Annotated in this window: 13 protein-coding genes; 6 read left to right on the forward strand and 7 right to left on the reverse strand. The window is 72.3% G+C overall.

Going from position 1 to position 18,189, the window contains the following annotated elements:
• Positions 1–182: 182 nt before the first annotated feature.
• The 6 genes from AC1MGR_RS22140 to AC1MGR_RS22165 form a co-directional block, all read right to left on the reverse strand.
• Positions 183–1,358, reverse strand: a complete 1,176-nt coding sequence (locus tag AC1MGR_RS22140) for a M20 aminoacylase family protein (protein ID WP_480232966.1) — start codon at positions 1,356–1,358, stop codon at positions 183–185.
• A gap of 93 nt (positions 1,359–1,451) precedes the next feature.
• Positions 1,452–1,964: a Cu(I)-responsive transcriptional regulator gene (gene cueR / locus AC1MGR_RS22145; RefSeq protein ID WP_480232967.1), complete on the reverse strand. Its 513-nt coding sequence runs from the start codon at positions 1,962–1,964 to the stop codon at positions 1,452–1,454.
• Complete coding sequence (locus AC1MGR_RS22150; RefSeq protein WP_480234869.1) at positions 1,961–4,495, reverse strand: heavy metal translocating P-type ATPase; 2,535 nt, start codon at positions 4,493–4,495, stop codon at positions 1,961–1,963. The genes cueR and AC1MGR_RS22150 overlap by 4 nt, the downstream gene beginning before the upstream one ends.
• 101 nt (positions 4,496–4,596) lie before the next feature.
• Positions 4,597–5,655 (reverse strand): helix-turn-helix domain-containing protein, encoded by a 1,059-nt coding sequence (locus tag AC1MGR_RS22155; RefSeq protein WP_480232968.1) that lies wholly within the window; start codon positions 5,653–5,655, stop codon positions 4,597–4,599.
• Between the two features lie 141 nt (positions 5,656–5,796).
• Entirely contained in the window at positions 5,797–8,388 is a 2,592-nt protein-coding gene (locus tag AC1MGR_RS22160) for a PBP1A family penicillin-binding protein (RefSeq protein ID WP_480232969.1), read from the reverse strand.
• Between the two features lie 88 nt (positions 8,389–8,476).
• On the reverse strand, positions 8,477–9,139 hold the full coding sequence (locus tag AC1MGR_RS22165; RefSeq protein ID WP_480232970.1) for an HdeD family acid-resistance protein: 663 nt from the start codon (positions 9,137–9,139) through the stop codon (positions 8,477–8,479).
• 220 nt (positions 9,140–9,359) lie between these two features.
• Between AC1MGR_RS22165 and AC1MGR_RS22170 the strand changes: the two genes are divergently transcribed.
• Positions 9,360–10,649, forward strand: coding sequence for an HlyD family secretion protein (locus tag AC1MGR_RS22170; protein WP_480232971.1), 1,290 nt, complete (start codon positions 9,360–9,362; stop codon positions 10,647–10,649).
• Complete coding sequence (locus tag AC1MGR_RS22175) at positions 10,646–12,322, forward strand: DHA2 family efflux MFS transporter permease subunit (RefSeq protein ID WP_480232972.1); 1,677 nt, start codon at positions 10,646–10,648, stop codon at positions 12,320–12,322. Before AC1MGR_RS22170 ends, AC1MGR_RS22175 begins: the two co-directional genes overlap by 4 nt.
• 1 nt (position 12,323) lies before the next feature.
• Here AC1MGR_RS22175 and AC1MGR_RS22180 read toward each other — a convergent pair whose 3' ends face one another.
• Positions 12,324–13,511, reverse strand: a complete 1,188-nt coding sequence (locus tag AC1MGR_RS22180; protein ID WP_108040177.1) for a transglycosylase SLT domain-containing protein — start codon at positions 13,509–13,511, stop codon at positions 12,324–12,326.
• A 314-nt stretch (positions 13,512–13,825) separates the two neighbouring features.
• On the opposite strand from AC1MGR_RS22180, the gene AC1MGR_RS22185 reads away from it, so the two are divergent.
• From AC1MGR_RS22185 to AC1MGR_RS22200, 4 genes are read left to right on the forward strand one after another with little or no spacing between them, the layout of a single operon-like run.
• Positions 13,826–15,016: an inositol-3-phosphate synthase gene (locus AC1MGR_RS22185; RefSeq protein WP_108040175.1), complete on the forward strand. Its 1,191-nt coding sequence runs from the start codon at positions 13,826–13,828 to the stop codon at positions 15,014–15,016.
• Positions 15,016–15,939, forward strand: coding sequence for a hypothetical protein (locus tag AC1MGR_RS22190; RefSeq protein ID WP_480232973.1), 924 nt, complete (start codon positions 15,016–15,018; stop codon positions 15,937–15,939). The genes AC1MGR_RS22185 and AC1MGR_RS22190 overlap by 1 nt, the downstream gene beginning before the upstream one ends.
• Before the next feature lie 31 nt (positions 15,940–15,970).
• Entirely contained in the window at positions 15,971–17,155 is a 1,185-nt protein-coding gene (locus tag AC1MGR_RS22195) for a class I SAM-dependent methyltransferase (RefSeq protein ID WP_480232974.1), read from the forward strand.
• A complete protein-coding gene (locus AC1MGR_RS22200; protein ID WP_108040169.1) occupies positions 17,155–18,171 on the forward strand; it encodes a Gfo/Idh/MocA family protein in 1,017 nt (338 codons plus the stop codon). Before AC1MGR_RS22195 ends, AC1MGR_RS22200 begins: the two co-directional genes overlap by 1 nt.
• Positions 18,172–18,189: the final 18 nt, after the last annotated feature.

An 18,189-nucleotide genomic window follows, 5' to 3' on the forward strand; every position in this document is an offset into this window, starting at 1 on the left:
CCCGAGAGGCAACTTTACGCGACGGTTCCGATCCGATGCCGCAAACCGGTCCCGCGCCCTGGCTCCATCCCGCCCGACGGGCGCCCTGGTCCGGCACGGGGCATCGTCGAGGCGTCGGTCGCCCCTGGCAGGGTCGCGCCCGGAATCCGCCCCCAGGGCCGGATCATCCGTCTCGATCCGCCTCACGCCTGCCGGATCGGCAGCCCCGTCTCGATCACCCGTGCCCAGAGGGAGGCGCCGTAGGGCGCGGCGGCGTCGTTAAAGTCGTAGTCCGGGTGGTGCAGGCCGGCGCTGTCGCCGTTGCCGAGGAAGATGTAGGCGCCGGGGCGGTGGGCGAGCATGTAGGAGAAGTCCTCGGCCGCCATCATGGGCGCCACCGCCCGGTCGATGCCCGCCTCGCCCACGAGCTCCGCCGCCACGTCGGCGATGAAGTCCGTCTCCACCGGGTGGTTCTCGGTGACCGGGTAGCCGCTGTTGAAGTCGATGCTGCCGGTGGCGCCGAAGCCCCGTGGCACGTGGGTGACGATCGCGCGGATCCGCTCCTGGATCAGGGCCTGCATCGGCTTCGAGAGCGCCCGCATGGTGCCCCGCAGGACCACGCATTGCGGCAGCACGTTGAAGGCCTCCCCCGCCTCCAGGGCGCAGACCGACACCACGGCGCTCTCCAGGGGATCGACGTTGCGCGCGACCACCGATTGCAGGGCCGTGATGACGTGGCTCGCCACCAGCACGCTGTCGACGGCGTTGTGCGGCTGGGCCGCGTGGCCGCCCCGGCCCGTGACGGTGATGGTGAAGCGGTCCGTGGAGGCCATGATCGGGCCGGGCCGGATGGCGAAGGTCCCGAGCGCCTGGCCCGGGATGTTGTGCATGCCGTAGACGGTCTCGACGCCGAAGCGCTCCATCAGGCCGTCGCGGACCATGGCCTCGCCGCCGCCGCCGCCCTCCTCCGCCGGCTGGAAGATCAGCACAGCCGTGCCGTCGAAGTCGCGGGTCTCGGCAAGGTACTTCGCGGCGCCGAGCAGCATCGCGGTGTGCCCGTCATGCCCGCAGGCATGCATCTTTCCCGGCACCGCGGAGCGGTAGGGCAGGTCGCGCGCCTCCTGGATCGGCAGGGCGTCCATGTCGGCGCGCAGGCCGATGGCGCGGTTCGAGCCGTGGGCGCGGCCGCGGATCACGCCGACGACGCCGGTGCGGCCGATGCCGGTGGCGACCGTGTCGCAGCCGAAGGCCCGCAGCTTGTCGGCCACGAAGCCGGCGGTGCGGTGGACGTCGTATTGCAGCTCGGGATGCGCGTGGAGATCCTGGCGCCAGGCGGCGATCTCGTCCGCGAAGGCGGCGATCCGGTCGAGGACGGGCATGGACAGCGACTTTCGAGAGGCGACGGCTCTCAAGGGGGGACGCGCCGGGGTTGCGACGCCGTTGACCCAGCAAACAAGAGGCCAGGGATGGGGTCAACGCGTCCCGCGCCGCGAAGGCGCGGCACCGGGGGCGCGCTCCCCCTGCCGCGATGTCGCGCCGGGCGCGACTTGTTGAGAGGACGTCGCGCCGGGCGCGCTCTGGGGACCGCTGGCGAGGTCGTCGAGGATCGGACAGTCGGGCCGGGCATCGCCGCAGCAATGGGCGGCGAGGTCCTCCAGGGTGCGGGCCATGCCGTCCAGGGCGTCGATCCGGCGGCGCAGGTCCGCCACGTGGTCGAGGGCGAGGCGGCGCACCTGGGCGCTGGCCCGGGTGCGGTCGTGCCAGAGGGCGAGCAGGGCCTTGATGTCCTCCAGGGTGAAGCCGAGGTCGCGGGCCCGGCGCACGAAGCGCAGGGCATGGAGGTCGGCCTCGGTGTAGAGGCGGTAGCCCGCCGCCGTCCGGCCGGCGGGCGCCAGCAGGCCGGTCTCCTCGTAGTAGCGGATCATCTTGGCCGAGACGCCGCTGGCGCGGGCGGCCTCGCCGATGGTGATCGCCCCCGCGCTCATGCCCCCGCCCCCGTCGTCGCCACCGGGCCGCCGGCCCGGCGCAGGCGCAGGGCGTTGGCGAGGACGAAGACGCTCGACAGCGCCATGGCGCCCGCCGCCAGGACCGGGGAGAGCAGCGGCCCGCCGACGAGGTGGAGCAGCCCCGCCGCCACCGGGATCAGCGCGACGTTGTAGGCGAAGGCCCAGAACAGGTTCTGGCGGATGTTGCGCATCACCACGGCCGAGAGCCGGAGGGCGCCGACCAGGCCCGAGAGGGCGCCCGACATCAGCACCACGTCGGCGGCCTCCACCGCGATGTCGGTGCCGGTGCCGATGGCGATTCCCACATCGGCCTCGGCCAGGGCCGGCGCGTCGTTGATGCCGTCGCCCACGAAGGCCACGGCGCCGTGGCAGGCGCGCAGGGCCTGCACCGCCGCGACCTTGCCCCCGGGCAGGATCTCGGCCGAGACCGTGTCGATGCCGAGGGTGCGGGCCACGGCCGCGGCGGCCGCCTGCCCGTCCCCGGTGACCATCGCCACCGCGAGGCCGCGGGCACGCAGCGCGGCCACCGCGTCCGCCGCCCCGGGCTTGACCGGATCGGCCACGGCGATCACGGCGGCGAGGCGCCCGTCGAGGGCGACGTAGAGGGGGCTGCGGCCCGCACGGGCGAGGCGGTCGGCCTCGGCCGCGAGGGCTCCGGCCGGGATCGCGCGGCGATCGAGGAAGCGCTGCGCCCCGACCACGACCGCGCGGCCGTCGACCGTGCCGGCGATGCCGTAGCCGGGCTCCGCCGCGAAGTCCGTCACCGTCCCGAGGGCGAGGCCCCGCGCCTCGGCCGCCGCCACAATGCTGCGGGCGATGGGGTGCTCGGAGCGGGATTCGAGGCTCGCGGCGAGGCGCAGGGCCTCGTCCGTGGCGAGGCCCGGCACGGCGACGAGATCGGTGAGGGTCGGGCGGCCCAGGGTGAGCGTCCCGGTCTTGTCGAGGGCGACGACCCGGACCGCGCGCAGGCGCTGGAGCGCGCCGCCGTCGCGGAACAGCACGCCGAGTTCCGCCGCACGGCCGGTGCCGACCATGATCGAGGTCGGGGTGGCGAGGCCCATGGCGCAGGGACAGGCGATGATGAGCACCGCGATGGCGTTGACGAGGGCGAGGCCGAGGGCGGGGGCGCCGTCGGAACTCGGGCCGAAGGCGAGCCAGCCCGCGAAGGTCGCCGCCGCGGCGGCGATGACCGCCGGCACGAACCAGCCCGTCACCCGGTCGACCAGGGCCTGGATCGGCAGCTTGGCGCCCTGGGCCGCCTCGACCATGCGGACGATCCGGGCGAGGACGGTCTCGGTCCCGACGGTGTCCACCCGCAGGTCGAAGCTGCCATGGGTGTTGAGCGTGCCGCCCACCGCGCGATCGCCGGGCGCCTTGGCCACCGGCACCGGTTCGCCGGTGATCATGCTCTCGTCGACGTAGCTCGACCCGGAGAGCAGGACACCGTCGGCGGCCACCCGCTCGCCCGGGCGGACCCGGACCACGTCCCCGCGCCGGAGGCTCGCCTGAGCCACCTCGATCTCGACGCCGTCGCGGATCACCCGCGCGGTGGCGGGGCTGAGGCCGACGAGGCGGGCGATGGCCGCGCCCGTCCGCCCCCGGGCCCGCGCCTCCAGGGTCCGGCCGAGGAGGATCAGGGTGACGATCAGGGTCGCGGCCTCGAAGTAGAGATGCGCCGTCCCCGCCGGGAGCAGGGCCGGCGCCAGGACCGCGACCAGGGAGTACAGGTAGGCGGCGCCGGACCCGAGGGCCACGAGGGCGTTCATGTCCGGATGGCCGCGGACCAGGGCGGGCAGGCCCTGGCGGAAGAAGCGGGCCCCGGGTCCTGCGAGCACAAGGGTGGCGAGGCCGGCCTGGAGCCAGCCGACCCAGGCCCCGAGGGCGCCGTGGACCGCGTGTCCGAAGGCCGGGACGAGGTGGCCGCCCATGTCGAGGACGACGATCGGCGCCGAGAGGACGGCCGCGGCGACGAGGTCGCGGCGCAGGGCCGCGCTCTCCCGCGCCTGACGGCTCTCCCGGGCCGCGGCCGGTGCTTCGGCGAAGATCTCGGCGAAGGCTTCGGCCGGGGCCTGCGCCGAATAACCCGCCTTCGCGACCGCCGCCGCGAGATCCCCGTGCACCACCAGCCCCTCGGGGTGGCGCACCGCGGCGCGGCCGGTGGCGAGGTTGACAGAGACCGCGGCGACGTCCGGCACGGCAGCCAGCGCGCGCTCGACCCGCGAGACGCAGGAGGCGCAGGACAATCCGCCGATCTCGAGCGTGGTGACCGCCTCCGGCACCCCGTAGCCCGCCCGCGCGACGGCCTCCACCGCCGCGGCGGCAGGCCCCGGCAGACGCAGTTCGGCCCGACCGGTGGCGAGGTTGACCGAGACCTCCGAGGCTCCCGGCAGGGCGCGCAACGCCCGCTCCACCCGCCCGACGCAGGAGGCGCAGGTCAGCCCGTCCACCGGGAAGGCGAATCTCCGGCCGGGCGTGGGAATCGTGGCATCGAGAGTCGGGCGCTTGTCCATGTCCCCCATGTGGGGGTTCCCATGGTGGGAAGGTCAAGGGGCTCGGCGAGGGCCGTCGAGCGCGCTTGCCGCGCGCCGCGCTGCGGCAAGACGGAGGGCGGCTAGGCCGACGCGTGTGGTGACAGGTTCAGCTCCCGGTACCAGGCGTCCATACGATCGACCCGCAGATCCTGCGCGTTCGTGCCGGCCGCCCCGCGCAGTTCGCCCCGAAGCCGGTTCGGTGCGACGCCATAGAAATCCTTGAAGACGCGCGAGCAGTGGCTCAGACTCGCAAAGCCGAAATCGAAGGCCATGACCTTCATGCGGCGGTCCTCATCCGGCGTCAGGAGCGCAGACCTCAGACGAGCGACGCGGCGGCGGATGATCTCCCGCTCAATTCCTCCGGACCTCTGGAATGTCCGATACAGGACGCTCCGTGACAGGCCGGTGCCGCGGGCCACGGCCTCGACGTCGAGCTCCTGACGACTCAGGTTGGCGTCGATGAACAGCTCCGCCCGGAGCCGCCTGGACCGATCGATCTCTGCTTCGTCGACCCGCTCCCGGCCGGTCAGCCGGGTGCTCCCAACCAATGCCGCCAGCAGGTCCGCGATCAGGACCGCGCTGTCGGCGCCGGGATCGACCCCGAGGCCGGAGGCCTGCCGCGCCAGGGACAGGACGGCCGCCCCCAGGAGACCGGATTGCCGCGGCAGGATTCGTCCGTGCAGGCGTCGGGCCTCCGGCAGCACGGCATCGAGGAGTTCACGCGGCAAGGTCACGGTGACGTAGTCGGCATCCTCGACCAGGGTCCGTTGCGGCAGCGTCGCATCGAACAGGATCGCGTCCCCCGGCGCGAGCTTCCGCTCCTCGGCGAAGGGCCCCCCGGCCATGCGGCCCGACCGCAGAACCTGAAGGTGGAAGTGCTCGAAGCCGTCGCGCCGGATCTGTGCGGGGTCGCGTCGATGCTCGACCCCGACCAGTTGCCGGTCGAACAGCGTGCAGCGGGGAATGCTGTAGGCCGTCACCGCCGATTCGAACGTCTCCCCCAGGCGGTAGGTGGTCGAACCGCTCGCCCGGACGAGGTCGTGGTAGATCCCGAAGGCGTTCGGGACCTCGTTCATCAGGACCGTCCGGTGCGGCACGATCCGGCCGGCGGGCTCGGGGGCCGTGTCGTCCCTGATCAAAGCGATCGTCCCCTCGGATCGGCACGTGACCGCATCGGCGCTGCGACCCACATCCGTTCGCGGGCGATCAACGAGATAGTCGATCATCGGCGCGCTGCAACCACAGGATCGCGATTCAGGCCCGCACGAGCGCGGCCTCCCCTACCGCCGCCGGCCCCAGATGCCGGCGCGCTCGGAGCGGGCCTGCTCCTCGGCGGCGAGGAGGTCGGCCGGCGCGTCCTCGGCGGCGCGGGCACCGCCGGCCGTGAGGATCAGCGAGGCGAGGTCGTCGCCGTCGATCTGGCAGCGAAGCGGCTCGCCCGCCGCCTCGGCCCCGGATGCGGCGGCGCAGGTCACCTCGCGGCGGCGCAGGTAGCGGGCGAGCTGCCGGGCGAGGGCCCCACCCTCCCCCTCGACCCCGAGGAGGCGGACGGTGCGGCCGCGGAAGGCCAGGGTGCCGGTATCGACCACTTCCGGCACGCCGCGAACACCGGGCGCGCCGGCATTGGCGGCGACGCCGGCGGGGACTTCGCGGGGGGGCACCGGCTCGGCCCGGGCGGGTTCGCCCCGCGCCGCCGAGGGGCGCTTGCGACCCTTGGCCAGCTGCGCCGTCGCCCGCTGGACGAAGTCGTGGAAGATGCTCGCCGGGAGATCGCCGCCGCCGACCCGGTTCATCGAGGCATTGTCGTCGTTGCCGACCCAGACGCCGACGACGAGGTCCGGCGTCATGCCGATGAACCAGGCGTCGCGATAGTCCTGGGTCGTCCCGGTCTTGCCGCCCACCGGCAGGCCGGCGACCCGGGCGGCCTTGCCGGTGCCGCCGTCGACCACGGCCTGGAGGGAATCGAGCATCATCGCCCGGGCCTCGGTGGGGATCGCGGTGCCACCCTTGGCGTCGGCGCGCAGGTAGAGCGGCTGCGGCTGGGCGCCCCGGATGGCGTGGACGCTGTGCGTGTCCACCGGCACGGTGCCGGCCAACACCCCCGCATAGGCGCGGGTCATCTCGAGCAGCGTCACCTCGGCCGAGCCGAGCGCCAGGCTCGGCACGTTGGGCAGCTCCGCGGTCACGCCCAGCCGGTGGGCGGTGGCGATGACCGCCGGGATGCCGACCTCGTCGGCCAATTGCGCCGCCACCGTATTGATCGATTGCGCGAAGGCGCTGCGCAGGGGCACCGCGCCCTTGAACCGGCCCGTGGAATTCTGCGGCTCCCAGTCGCCGATCTGGATCGGCCGGTCGACCAGCACCGTGTCGGGGTTGAAGCCGTTCTCGTAGGCGGTCAGGTAGACGAAGAGCTTGAACAGCGAGCCGGGCTGGCGCTTGGCCTGGGTGGCCCGGTTGAACTGGCTGTCCTCGTAGTCGCGGCCGCCGACGAGGGCGAGGATCGCGCCCTCCTTGTTCAGCACCACCATGGCCCCCTGGCCGGCCTTCTTCTTGGCCCCCTCGGCGTCGAGGCGGCGGGCGACGACGCCCTCCGCGAGGCTCTGCAGGTCGAGGTTGAGGGTGGTGCGCACGGTGACGTCGCCCGGCGCGTCGGCGAGCTTCTTCGACTCGGCCGAGACCATGTCGAGGAAGTAGTTGGTGCCGGGCGGCGTCTCGGGGGGCGTGCGCAGGGTGATGGTCTGGGCCCGGGCCTTGTCGGCCTCGGCCGCCGTGATGGCGCCGGTCTCGACCATGGCCTGCAGCACCACGTCGGCGCGCTCCTTGGCGCCGCCGAAGTTCCGGGTCGGGGCCAGCTGCGAGGGCGCGCGCACGAGGCCGGCCAGCATCGCCGCCTCCGGCAGGGTCAGGGCCTTGGCGCCCTTGCCGAAGTAGCGCCGGGCGGCGGCATCGACGCCGTAGGCGCCGGCCCCGAAATAGGCGGTGTTGAGGTAGCCGAGCAGGATCTCGTCCTTCGACATCGTCGCCTCGACGCGCAGGGCGAGGAAGGCCTCCTGGATCTTGCGCCGCAGCGACTTCTCCTGGTTCAGGGAGACGAGCCGGGCATATTGCTGGGTGATCGTCGAGCCGCCCTCGCGCACGCCGCCGCCGACGGCGTTGCGGTACAGGGCGCGCAGGAGGCCGCGGGGGTCGATGCCCCAGTGGGAGCGGAAGCGCCGGTCCTCGATCGCGATGATCGCCTGCCCAAGATGGGGCGGCATCTCCGCCGCCGTCAGCTTCTGGCCCTGGAACGCCCCGCGGGTGGCGAAGACCCGGCCGTCATCGGCCTCGACGGTGAGCGCCCGCTGGCCGGCCTCCGGCACCACGCCGCCCAGGGGCGGCAGGGTGGCGAAGCTGTAGAGGACGAGCCCGGCCAGGGCGAGCAGCGGCAGCAGCACCACCGCCAGGGCGGCGGCGAGCCAGGGACGGCGGCGCAGGCGGGCCGGCCAGCCGGCGGCGCGGGGCGCCGTCGCGCGTGCGGGCTCGGGCGGCGACGTAGGCGTCGGCTTGGGCGTATGCCCCGACGCGGGTGCGGCGGCGGACGGGGGCGGAGGTTCGGCCGGCGCGCGGGGGCGCATGCGGTCGGCCCAGCCCTGCCAGGCGGGCCCTGCCGCCCGCGCCGCGCCGGCGGCCCGGCGTCCGGCCCCCCGGGCCGCGCCGATGGCGAGCACGCCGAGCTGGCGTCCGAGGATCCGCGCCGCCGCGGCGGCTTCCCGTGCCGCGGCGCGGGTGTCCGCATCGTCCGGCCCGGCGGCGCTCCGGGCCTCGGGCTCAGGGGCGGGCCGGGGCGGGTCGACCCTCTCGTGGCGCGGGCGTTCCGGGTCGGGGGAGGTCATCGCGGGCCATGGTCACGGGGGGCGGGGCTCGGGCGTCGAGGCGCCCCGCACTGTCCCGCCGGTTCTAGACCATCTCGCGCGGCCAAAGCTACGCCGTTCCGGGGCGCCCCAGGGGGCCGGGCCGGCCCGCCTCCGCGTGGCGACCGCGCAGGCGGAAGGCCAGGAGGACCAGCAGGATTCCGAACACCATCGTGTAGCTGCCGATCCACCAGGTCAGGACCAGGGCCGACATGCCGGGATTGATCAGGAGCGCGATGCCGAACAGGAGCGAGACGACGCCGCCGAGCACCAGCCACCAGCGCCCGTAATGGGCGTGCAGCCGGAAGCCCGCCGCCACCATCAGGCCGCCGGTGACCAGGGCCCAGAAGGCCACGAGATAGACGAAGGCCCAGACGGCCGCCGCCGGCACGAGCACCGCCGCGACGCCGACGACGATGTCGAGGAGGCCTTCCAGCAGAAGGAAGCCCCAGCGCTCGTGGCGCTGGGCCGCCCGCACCGAGGCGACCACGCCGACGATGCCGTCCACCAGCATGTAGGCGGCGAAGAACAGCACGAGGGAGAGGACGAAGGCGCCCGGCGCCACGAAGGCGATCAGCCCGAACAGGATGGCGACGACTCCGCGCAGGGCCATCAACCACCAGTTGCGGGCCAGCACCGTGCTCATCGCATCGAGACGCGCGCCGGCGTCGAGACGATCCAGGCCGCCCGGACCGGCGGCACCGGGTGGCGACAGGGGAGTACCGGCTGTCATACGCGCCTCCTGCAGCTTGCGAACGAACCGGAACCCGGCCCGTCAGGCCCGAGAACGCGCGTTGGATTTCGGACGTTCCGTCCGGTGACGGACGCGGCCCGCAAATGTGATCCGCCCCGGGAACAATCGCCTGCGCTACTTCTTGTTGTCGCCGAGGCGGGAGTTTCGGGCGGCGTGGTTTCGATCGCGCGGCCCCTGGATGCGTTCGGACGATCAGTCGATGCTTCAGGATCAACAGGCCGTGGGGCGCCAGCCCGCACGGGGCGAGGCGGTGCGGCCCTCCGATGCGCAAGGGTCCGAAGCTCAGGGGCTAGCGCCCGCGGCGCGGTCCCCCGGGGATGCCGGGACGCGCGACGACGCCGGCCCGTCCGCCCAGCCTTCCTCCCATCAGCCTTCCCGCCAGCAGCCTTCCCGCCAAGAAGCCGATGCGGATGACGGGTCCGATACCGGCGAAGAGTCCGACCGGGAGGCGGACAAGAAGCCGAACATCCTGCGCCGGCATCCGTTCTGGGCGCTCGGGATCGCGGTGGCGGTCGTCGCCGTGGCGGCGGGCGCCTATGTCTACTGGCTGACCCGCCTGCACCCGTTCGAATCCACCGACGACGCCTTCGTCGACGCGCGGCAATTCTCCATCGCGCCGAAGGTCGCCGGCTACATCGTCGACGTGCCGGTCACCGACAACCAGCATGTCGAGACCGGGGTCGTGCTGTTCCAGATCGACCGGCGCGACTACGAGGTGGCCCTGGCGCAGGCCCGGGCGCAGGTCGCCTCGGCCGAGGCCTCGATCCGCAACTTCGACGCGCAGATCGAGGGCCAGAAGGCGCAGGTCGCGGCCTCCGAGGCGGAGGTGACCCAGGCCGAGGCCTCGCTGAAATTCGCCCGGGAGGACGCGGCCCGCTACCGGGACCTCGCCGAGAAGGGGGCGGGCACCGTCCAGCGCTCGCAATCCTCCGCCTCGACCCTTGACCAGCAGCAGGCCGCCTACGATCGCGCGAAGGCCACCCTCGTCGCGGCGCGCACCCAGGTCGGCGCCCTCGCGGCCCAGAAGGCGGGCGCCGAGGCCAGCCTCGCCACCGGCAAGGCCCAGGTGGCGCAGGCCGAGCTCAACCTCGGCTACACCACCGTGAAGGCGGCACAGCCGGGCCGGGTGGTACAGCTCTCGGGGGCCAAGGGCCAGTTCGCCCAGGCCGGGCAGACGCTCTCCACCTTCGTGCCCGACGACATCTGGGTGATCGCGAACTACAAGGAGACGCAGATCACCGACATGCGGCCGGGCCAGCACGCCGATATCGAGATCGACGCCTATCCCGAGCGCAAGATCACCGGGCACGTGGATTCCGTCCAGCCCGGCTCCGGCACCGCCTTCAGCCTGCTCCCGGCCCAGAACGCCACCGGCAACTACGTGAAGGTGGTCCAGCGCATCCCGGTGAAGATCGTCGTCGACCAGTGGCCCACCGACGTCGCCATCGGGCCCGGCATGTCCATCGTGCCCCGGGTCCACGTCCGGTGAGCGCCGCGGCTGCGCAGTCGGGCGGCGGGTCGGGGAGCAAGGCGGAGGGCAAAGGGGGCGGCAAAGGGGGCGGCAGCGGAGACGGCAAGGCGGCCGCCTCTGGCAAGGCGCCGGGCGGGCACAACCCCTGGGCCATCGCCCTGGTGGTCTCCCTGGCGACCTTCATGGAGGTGCTCGACACCACCATCGCCAACGTCGCCCTGCGCTACATCTCCGGCGGGCTCGCGGTCGGCCCTGACGAGGCGGCCTGGGTGGTGACGAGCTATCTCGTGGCCAACGCCATCGTGCTCACGGCGTCGAGCTTCCTCGCCAAGCGCTTTGGGCGAAAAGCCTTCTTCATGTGGAGCATCGCGCTCTTCACCGTCGCCTCGGTGCTGTGCGGCTTCGCCTGGAACCTCGAATCGCTCCTGGTCTTCCGGGTGCTCCAGGGCCTGGGCGGGGGCGGCATGGCGCCGCTGGCCCAGTCGATCCTGGCCGATTCGTTCCCGCCGGCGAAGCGCGGCCAGGCCTTCGCCCTCTACGGCCTCGCCGTGGTGGTGGCGCCCGTGATCGGGCCGACGCTGGGCGGCTGGCTCTCGGACAACGTCTCCTGGCACTGGTGCTTCCTGATCAACGGCCCGATCGGGTTGATCGCCCTCGGGCTGATGCACGTGCTGCTGGAGGACCCGCCGGGGGCGGTGAAGGAGCGCCATCGCCTGCGCCGCGAGGGCGTGCGCTTCGACCTCGTGGGATTCCTCCTCGTCGCCACCTTCCTGGGGTCGCTGGAGGTCGTCCTCGACGAGGGCCAGCGCAAGGACTGGTTCGGCTCGAACTTCATCGAGGTGTTCGCGGTGATCTGCGCCGTCGCCTTCGTGGCGATGATCCCCTGGGAGCTGACCCGGAAGAACCCGGTGGTGGATCTCCGCCTGCTGGGCAGCCGCCAGTTCGGCTCGTGCTTCCTCGTGATGATGGCCACGGGCGCGATCCTGATCGCCACGACGCAGTTCGTGCCGCAGCTCGTGCAGGAATATTACGGCTACACCGCCACCCTGGCGGGCCTCGTCCTGGCGCCCGGCGGCCTCGTCACGGTGTTCATGATGCTGGTGATCGGCCGGATCTCGGGCAAGGTGCAGCCGAAATACCTCATCGCCCTGGGCGCCGCGATCGTCTCCGCCGCGATGTACGACCTGACGCGCCTCTACGGCGACACCAGCTTCTGGTTCTTCGCCTGGTCGCGCATCTATATCGGCATCGGCCTGCCGATGATCTTCATCTCGATCACCGCGGCCTCCTACGAGGGCATCGACAAGGGGCAGACCGATCAGGCCTCGGCGCTGATCAACGTCGCCCGCAACGTCGGCGGCTCGATGGGCGTGAGCCTCGCCCAGAACGTCCTCGCCTACCGGCAGCAATTCCACCAGAGCCGGCTGGGCGAGAGCATCTCCAGCGCCAACCCGAACTACCAGGAGACCCTGCGGGCGGCGACGCAGTACTTCCAGGCCCACGGGGCGTCCGGCGTCGAGGCGCAGAACCAGGCGATGGCCTGGATCGGCCAGCAGCTCCAGACCCAGGTGGCGTACTGGGGCTACATCGACGTGTTCTGGTCGCTCTGCCTCGTCTCGGGGGCGGCGGTGCCGCTCGCGATGATCCTCAGCAAGGTCAAGCTCGGCGGCGGGGCGCCGGCCGGGCACTGAGTCAGTCGGCCGGCGTAGTCGCCTCGGTGACGTGGACGCGTCCGGCCGGCGCAGGGACGGGCGCCGTGTCGGTCTCGATCTCCGTGAGGGTGACCTCCGATTTCAGCTCGGGCCCCGCCAGGGCGGCCACGCCCTCGTAGCGGTCGAGGCGGCGGTCGATCATGCCGCCGATCTTCTCGCGGACCTCGGCGACCGTGAGGCTGCGGCGGCCCTTGCCGGCCTTCTCGGTGAACAGGCTGCGGTTCGCCTTCGCGGCGGCCTTGAACACCTGCTTGGCGACCTGGCCCGGCTTCTCGGCGGTGAGCTCGAGGAAGCGGCCGGCGCTGGCGGTACCGAGGAAATGCGCGAAGTAGAGCTCCGCGGTGGAGAGGTCGCGGCCGATGCGCTGCTCGATCCGGCCCTTGTCGCGGTTGATGAGCTCGCCCGCCATCAGGGCGGCGACGTAGGGGTCCTGGCGCAGGCGCAGCACCCGGGTGCGCGTCGCCTCGTCGGCGATCGTGATGGCGCTGCCGCGGCCCTTCACCGCCGCCGCCTCGTCGGCGAGCCCGTGGCGGGCGCCGTAGGCGCGGATGAGTTCGAGCCAGGTGCCGGACAGGAACTGGAACAGGCCCTCGGCCGAGGAGGTCGAGGCCTTCACCGTGGTGGAGAAGCTCGATTCCTTGTCGGCCAGCGCCATCATGTAGACCGGGTCGACCCCGGTCTCGGTGGCGGCCCGCAGGATGGTGTCGACGATCTCGCGCGGCACGGCCATGTCGCCGAAGCGCAGGCGCTCCGCGCCGGAGGCATCGCGGCTCGGCGCGAGGGCGGCGAGGTCGCTCTCGATCAGCGACAGCGTCGCGGGTTCCTGCTCCACCACGGGAACCCCGGTCCAGTCGGACGCGTTGGGAGCTTCAGGTGCGGGCTGTGCCTGCTCCCGAACGAGCGCCTGCGCCGAGAGCGCGCGCTCGTCGATCCGGTCATGGGCCGCCGCGGCGGGGGCCAGGGCGTTCTGCGGCAGCGCGCCGCCCAGCAGCGCGCCGGTGACGAGCGTCGCGAGGGTCCGGCGGCGGAGAGTGGCGAAGGTCCGGCGCGTCCTGCGCTCGGTCCGCGGCAGCCACGCCACGGTCAGGTCTGCGTTGAAGGCCTCGTTGGGCACGAGACGGCTCACGTCGTCGGCGCAGAGCGCCGGCTCCGGGAAAACCCCCATCATTGGTCCTTGTTCGTACCGCTGCCTTCGTCGGGCGCGGCTTCGTTGTCGTTCAGCGAGGGGACGTCTCGCCGGTTGCTGTGACCAGAATGGGACAGCTCCGTGATTCAACGATGGCAGGCTTAACGTTGGGTTAAGCCATTGTATTTACGAATTTTTAACGGTTCGTTCGGAGGCCGTTCAGGCGCACCGCGTCAAAAAGGCGTCCTGGCCAGGGTTGGAACGCAACCCCGGAAGCCCAGTTAGTGAGGGCTGAGCGGAACGGCCCCCAGGTTGGGACAGGCTCCCGTTCGCCTGAAGAAGGAAGCCGTTTCCCAATGAGCATGCAGACCGGTCGCCGCGTCGGCGTTGCGTTCGTTGGCATGGGTGGCGCTGTCGCCACCACCGCCATCGCAGGCATCGAGATGATTAAATCCGGATCGAACCGCCTTGATGGCCTGCCCCTCGCGGGCGTCCCCGTCGCCGGGATGGCCGACTACAAGGACCTCGTGTTCGGCGGATGGGACCTGAACGACGATGACCTCGCCTCCGCCGCCACCGGCCACGGCGTCCTCACCGCCCAGGATATCGAGAATGGCGCCCAGGTCCTGAAGGGCATCAAGCCCTGGCCGGCCGTCGGCAGCGCCAAGTTCTGCAAGAACATCGAGGGTGCCAACCGCATCGTCGCCAAGGACCACCGGGAGGCGGTCTCGGTCATCGCCAACGACCTGCGCCGCTTCAAGGCCGAGAGCAACCTCGACGAGGTCGTAGTGATCAACCTCGCCTCCACCGAGCGCTGGCCCGACCTCACCGACCCGACCCTGAACTCGACGGCCGCCTTCGAGAAGGGCCTCGACAGCAGCGACGAGTCGATCAGCCCGGCGATGCTCTACGCCTACGCGGCGATCAAGAGCGGCGTGCCCTACGCCAACTTCACGCCCAGCGTCGCCGCGGACGTGCCAGCCCTGCTCGAACTGGCCAGGGAGATGAACGTCCCCGTGGCCGGCAAGGACGGCAAGACCGGCCAGACCATGATGAAGACGGTCCTGGCCCCGGCCCTCAAGGCCCGCGCCCTGCACGTGGACGGCTGGTTCTCCACCAACATCCTCGGCAACCGCGACGGTCTCGCCCTGAACGACAAGGACTCGCTCCAGTCGAAGCTCAACACCAAGGGCACGGTGCTCGACTCGATCCTCGGCTACCCGGTCGAGGACCACTTGGTGCACATCCACTATTACCGGCCCCGCGGTGACGACAAGGAAGCCTGGGACAACATCGACGTCAGCGGCTTCATGGGCCAGCGGATGCAGATCAAGGTCAACTTCCTCTGCAAGGACTCCATCCTGGCCGCGCCCCTCGTCATCGAGATCGCCCGCGTCCTCGAACTCGCCAAGCAGCGCGGCGACGGCGGTGTCCAGGAGCAGCTCTCGAGCTTCTTCAAGGCCCCGATGGTGAAGAACGGCCACGGTCCCGAGCACGATTTCGGCAAGCAGCAGACCATGCTGCTCGAGTGGCTCGGCACCCACTGATGTCGACCCGGACGGAGGGCGCCGGTCCCGCGGCCCCGCTGGCGCTTCGCGCCCTCCTCGTCGAGGTCAACGACCTCAAGCGCGTGCACGCCGCGGGGCGGACGGGCTCCATCGCCGAGCGCCTGTTCGCGCAGGGCTGGGGCGCCCTCACCGGGGGCGCCGCGCCGGAGGCGGTGGCCCTCGACATCACCGCCAAGGCGCTCGCCGCCGCCCGGCTCTGCGACCTCGACGCGGCGTTCCTCGCCGCCGCCGGGCTCGACGAGCGGGCGACGTCCGACGTCCTGGTCTCAGGCTTCGATGCCGTCACCGACAGCGTCGAAGCCGGCCTGCGGGACCGCCTCCGGGCGGCCCTGCGCGCACCGGAAAGCTTCGCGCCGGGTCCCCTGCCGGGCTTCGTCGCCGCCCTGGCGCATCAGCCCCGCGCCGGCGTCACCTGCCCCGGCAAGCCCCGCATCCTGCTGGAGCCGCCGGAGAACCATGCCGAGCATTGCCTGATGGTGGCGGTCTACGGCGTCGTACTGAGCCCGTTCTACCGGGCCGACCCGACCCAGGTCTTCCTCGCCGCCATGGCGCACCACTTCCACAACGCGGCGATGCCCGATGCCGGCTTCACCGGCGAGATGCTGCTGGGCGACCACCTCCTGCCGATCATGGCCCGGACCACGCAATGGGCCCTCGACGAGCTCGATCCGGCCCTGCGCGACACGGTCGAGCGGGCACGCAGGGTCCTGCCCGACGATGCCACGGCGGAGGGCCGCGCCTTCCATGCCGCCGACTGCATCGACCGCGTCCTGCAGATCGCCCAGCACCTGCGGGCCGCGACCCTGACCATGGGCACGGTCCTCGACGAGATGGAACTCGTCCATGCGGGTCCGGTGAAGGGCTTCCACGACCGCGTGCTGAAGGACATGCAGATCCCGTGATTTCACCTCGCGACCGCGCGGGCGCCCCGTCATGATCCCCTTCGATCTTCGCTCGCCGGAGACCGGCGAGCCCCTCAAGGCCGACACCCCCCACTCGCTCCGCGAGGCGGAGAGCGGCGCACGCTGGCCGGTGATCGACGGCATCCCCTACCTGCGGACCAACCGGGCCGATCTCGTCGCGCAGACCCTGAAACTGCTCGATTCCGGCGAGGCGAACCTCGCCCTCGAAGGGCTCCTCGCCGACCAGGACGACTGGTGGACGGGGCCGCCGGCCGACCCCCTCGACCTGCACGAACTCGTGCGCGAGCGGGACACGCGCTCCTTACGCGACGCCGTACGGCTCCTCGGCTGGGGCCGGGTGGGCGACTACTTCCTGCATCGCTGGACCGACCCGACCTTCCTCGCCGGCCTCACCCTGCTCGAAGCGCACTGGAACAACCCGGTCTGCGTCTTCGAATTCGCCTGCGGGATCGGCCACTACCTGCGCGAATTCCAGACCCGCGGCATCAAGGTCGCCGGCGCCGACGTCGTCTTCGCCAAGCTCTGGGTCGCGCGGCACTGGGTGGTCGGCAAACCGGCGCAGCTCGTCTGCTTCGACGCCAACGCGCCCCACTGGCCGATCCCGGATGCGCCGGTCGATCTCGTCGTCTGCAACGACGCCTTCTACTTCCTCGACCGCAAGGCCGAGGTGCTGGAATGCCTGCGCCAGAATGCCGGCGACGACGGCTGGCTCGCCCTCAGCCACATCCACAACAGCGACCGCCCGGGCTTCTCGGCGGGCCGCGCCGTCTCGGCCGCCGAGATCGACGACCTCTTCCCCGACGGCCTCGTCTACGACGACGACGACCTGACCCGCGCCATGCTGGAGCGGCGCGCCCCCGCCCCCCGCAAGCCCCAGGACCTCACCGACTGCGAGGCCTTCTCGGTGGTGGCGGGTCCCGGCATGCGCCCGGCCCCCCGCCCCGTGATCGACGGCATCACCGTGCCGCGCCCCGGCCGGACCCTGCGCCTCAATCCGCTCTACGTCTCCGAGGGCGGGGCGCGGCACGCGATCCGCTGGCCGTCCGAGCGCTACGAGGCCGAGTACGCCGCCCGCGCCACCTACCCGGAGACCTTCACGGGTTCCGACCGCCTCGACTGGCAGGGCGACCTTGATGCGCCCGAGGCCGACCGGGTCCGCGACCGGACCTATGTCGATCTGCCGGAGCGCTGGTGATGGCGTCGTCCGAGCAGGCCCCCGTCGCCTGGGGCATCGTCGGCTACGGCTGGGTCGCCCGCGACTACATGGCGCCGGGCATCCGCGCGGCCGGCCACCGGCTCGTGGCCGTCGCCGATCCGGGCGAGGCCTCGCGCGCGGCGGCCGAGGCCGAGGGCGCCCGGGCCTATGCCCGGCTCGAAGACCTCGTGAACGATCCCGAGGTCGAGGCGGTCTACGTCGCGACCCCGAACCACCTGCACCGGGAGGCGATCGAGGCCCTGGCCGGCTCCGGCAAGGCGATCCTCTGCGAGAAGCCGATGGCCGCCGCGCTCGACGACGCCGAGGCGATGGTGGCGGCCCTGGCGGGCGGCGAGACCTTCTACGGCACCGCCTTCGACCAGCGTCACCACCCGGCCCACCGGGCCATGCGGGACGCGATCCGCGCGGGCCGGCTCGGCACCGTCACGGCGATCCGCATCGTCTATGCCTGCTGGCTGCCGCGGGCCTGGACCTCCTTCGCCGGACAGGACAACTGGCGCATCGACCCGGCCAAGGCCGGCGGCGGCGCCCTGATGGACCTCGCCCCCCACGGCCTCGACCTCGTGGACTTCCTCCTCGACGAGTCGATCCAGGACCTCGCCGCCCTGACCCAGGCCCGGGCGCAGGACTACGCCGTCGACGACGGCGCCCTCCTGATCGGGCGCACGCCCTCGGGCGTCCTCGCCAACCTGCACGTCGCCTACAATTGCCCGGACGCCCTGCCCCGCCGCCGCCTGGAGGTGACCGGCACGAAAGGCCTGCTCACCGCCATCGACACGATGGGCCAGGTGGCGGGCGGCACCCTGTCGTTCACCGACGGGTCAACCGGCGCATCGGACACTCTGCCCTTCGACGGGGAGGCCTCGCCCTTCCTCGAACAGGTGAAGGCCTTCGGCGCGGCCCTGCGCCGGCCGGCGGAGCGCGACGCCTACAGCGCGACCCGCGACCTTCACACCATGCGCTTGCTGGCCCGCGCCTACGCCGCGTTGCCCTGAGGAACGGAACACCACGAC

It is taken from the genome of Methylobacterium sp. BI1 (assembly GCF_056680125.1).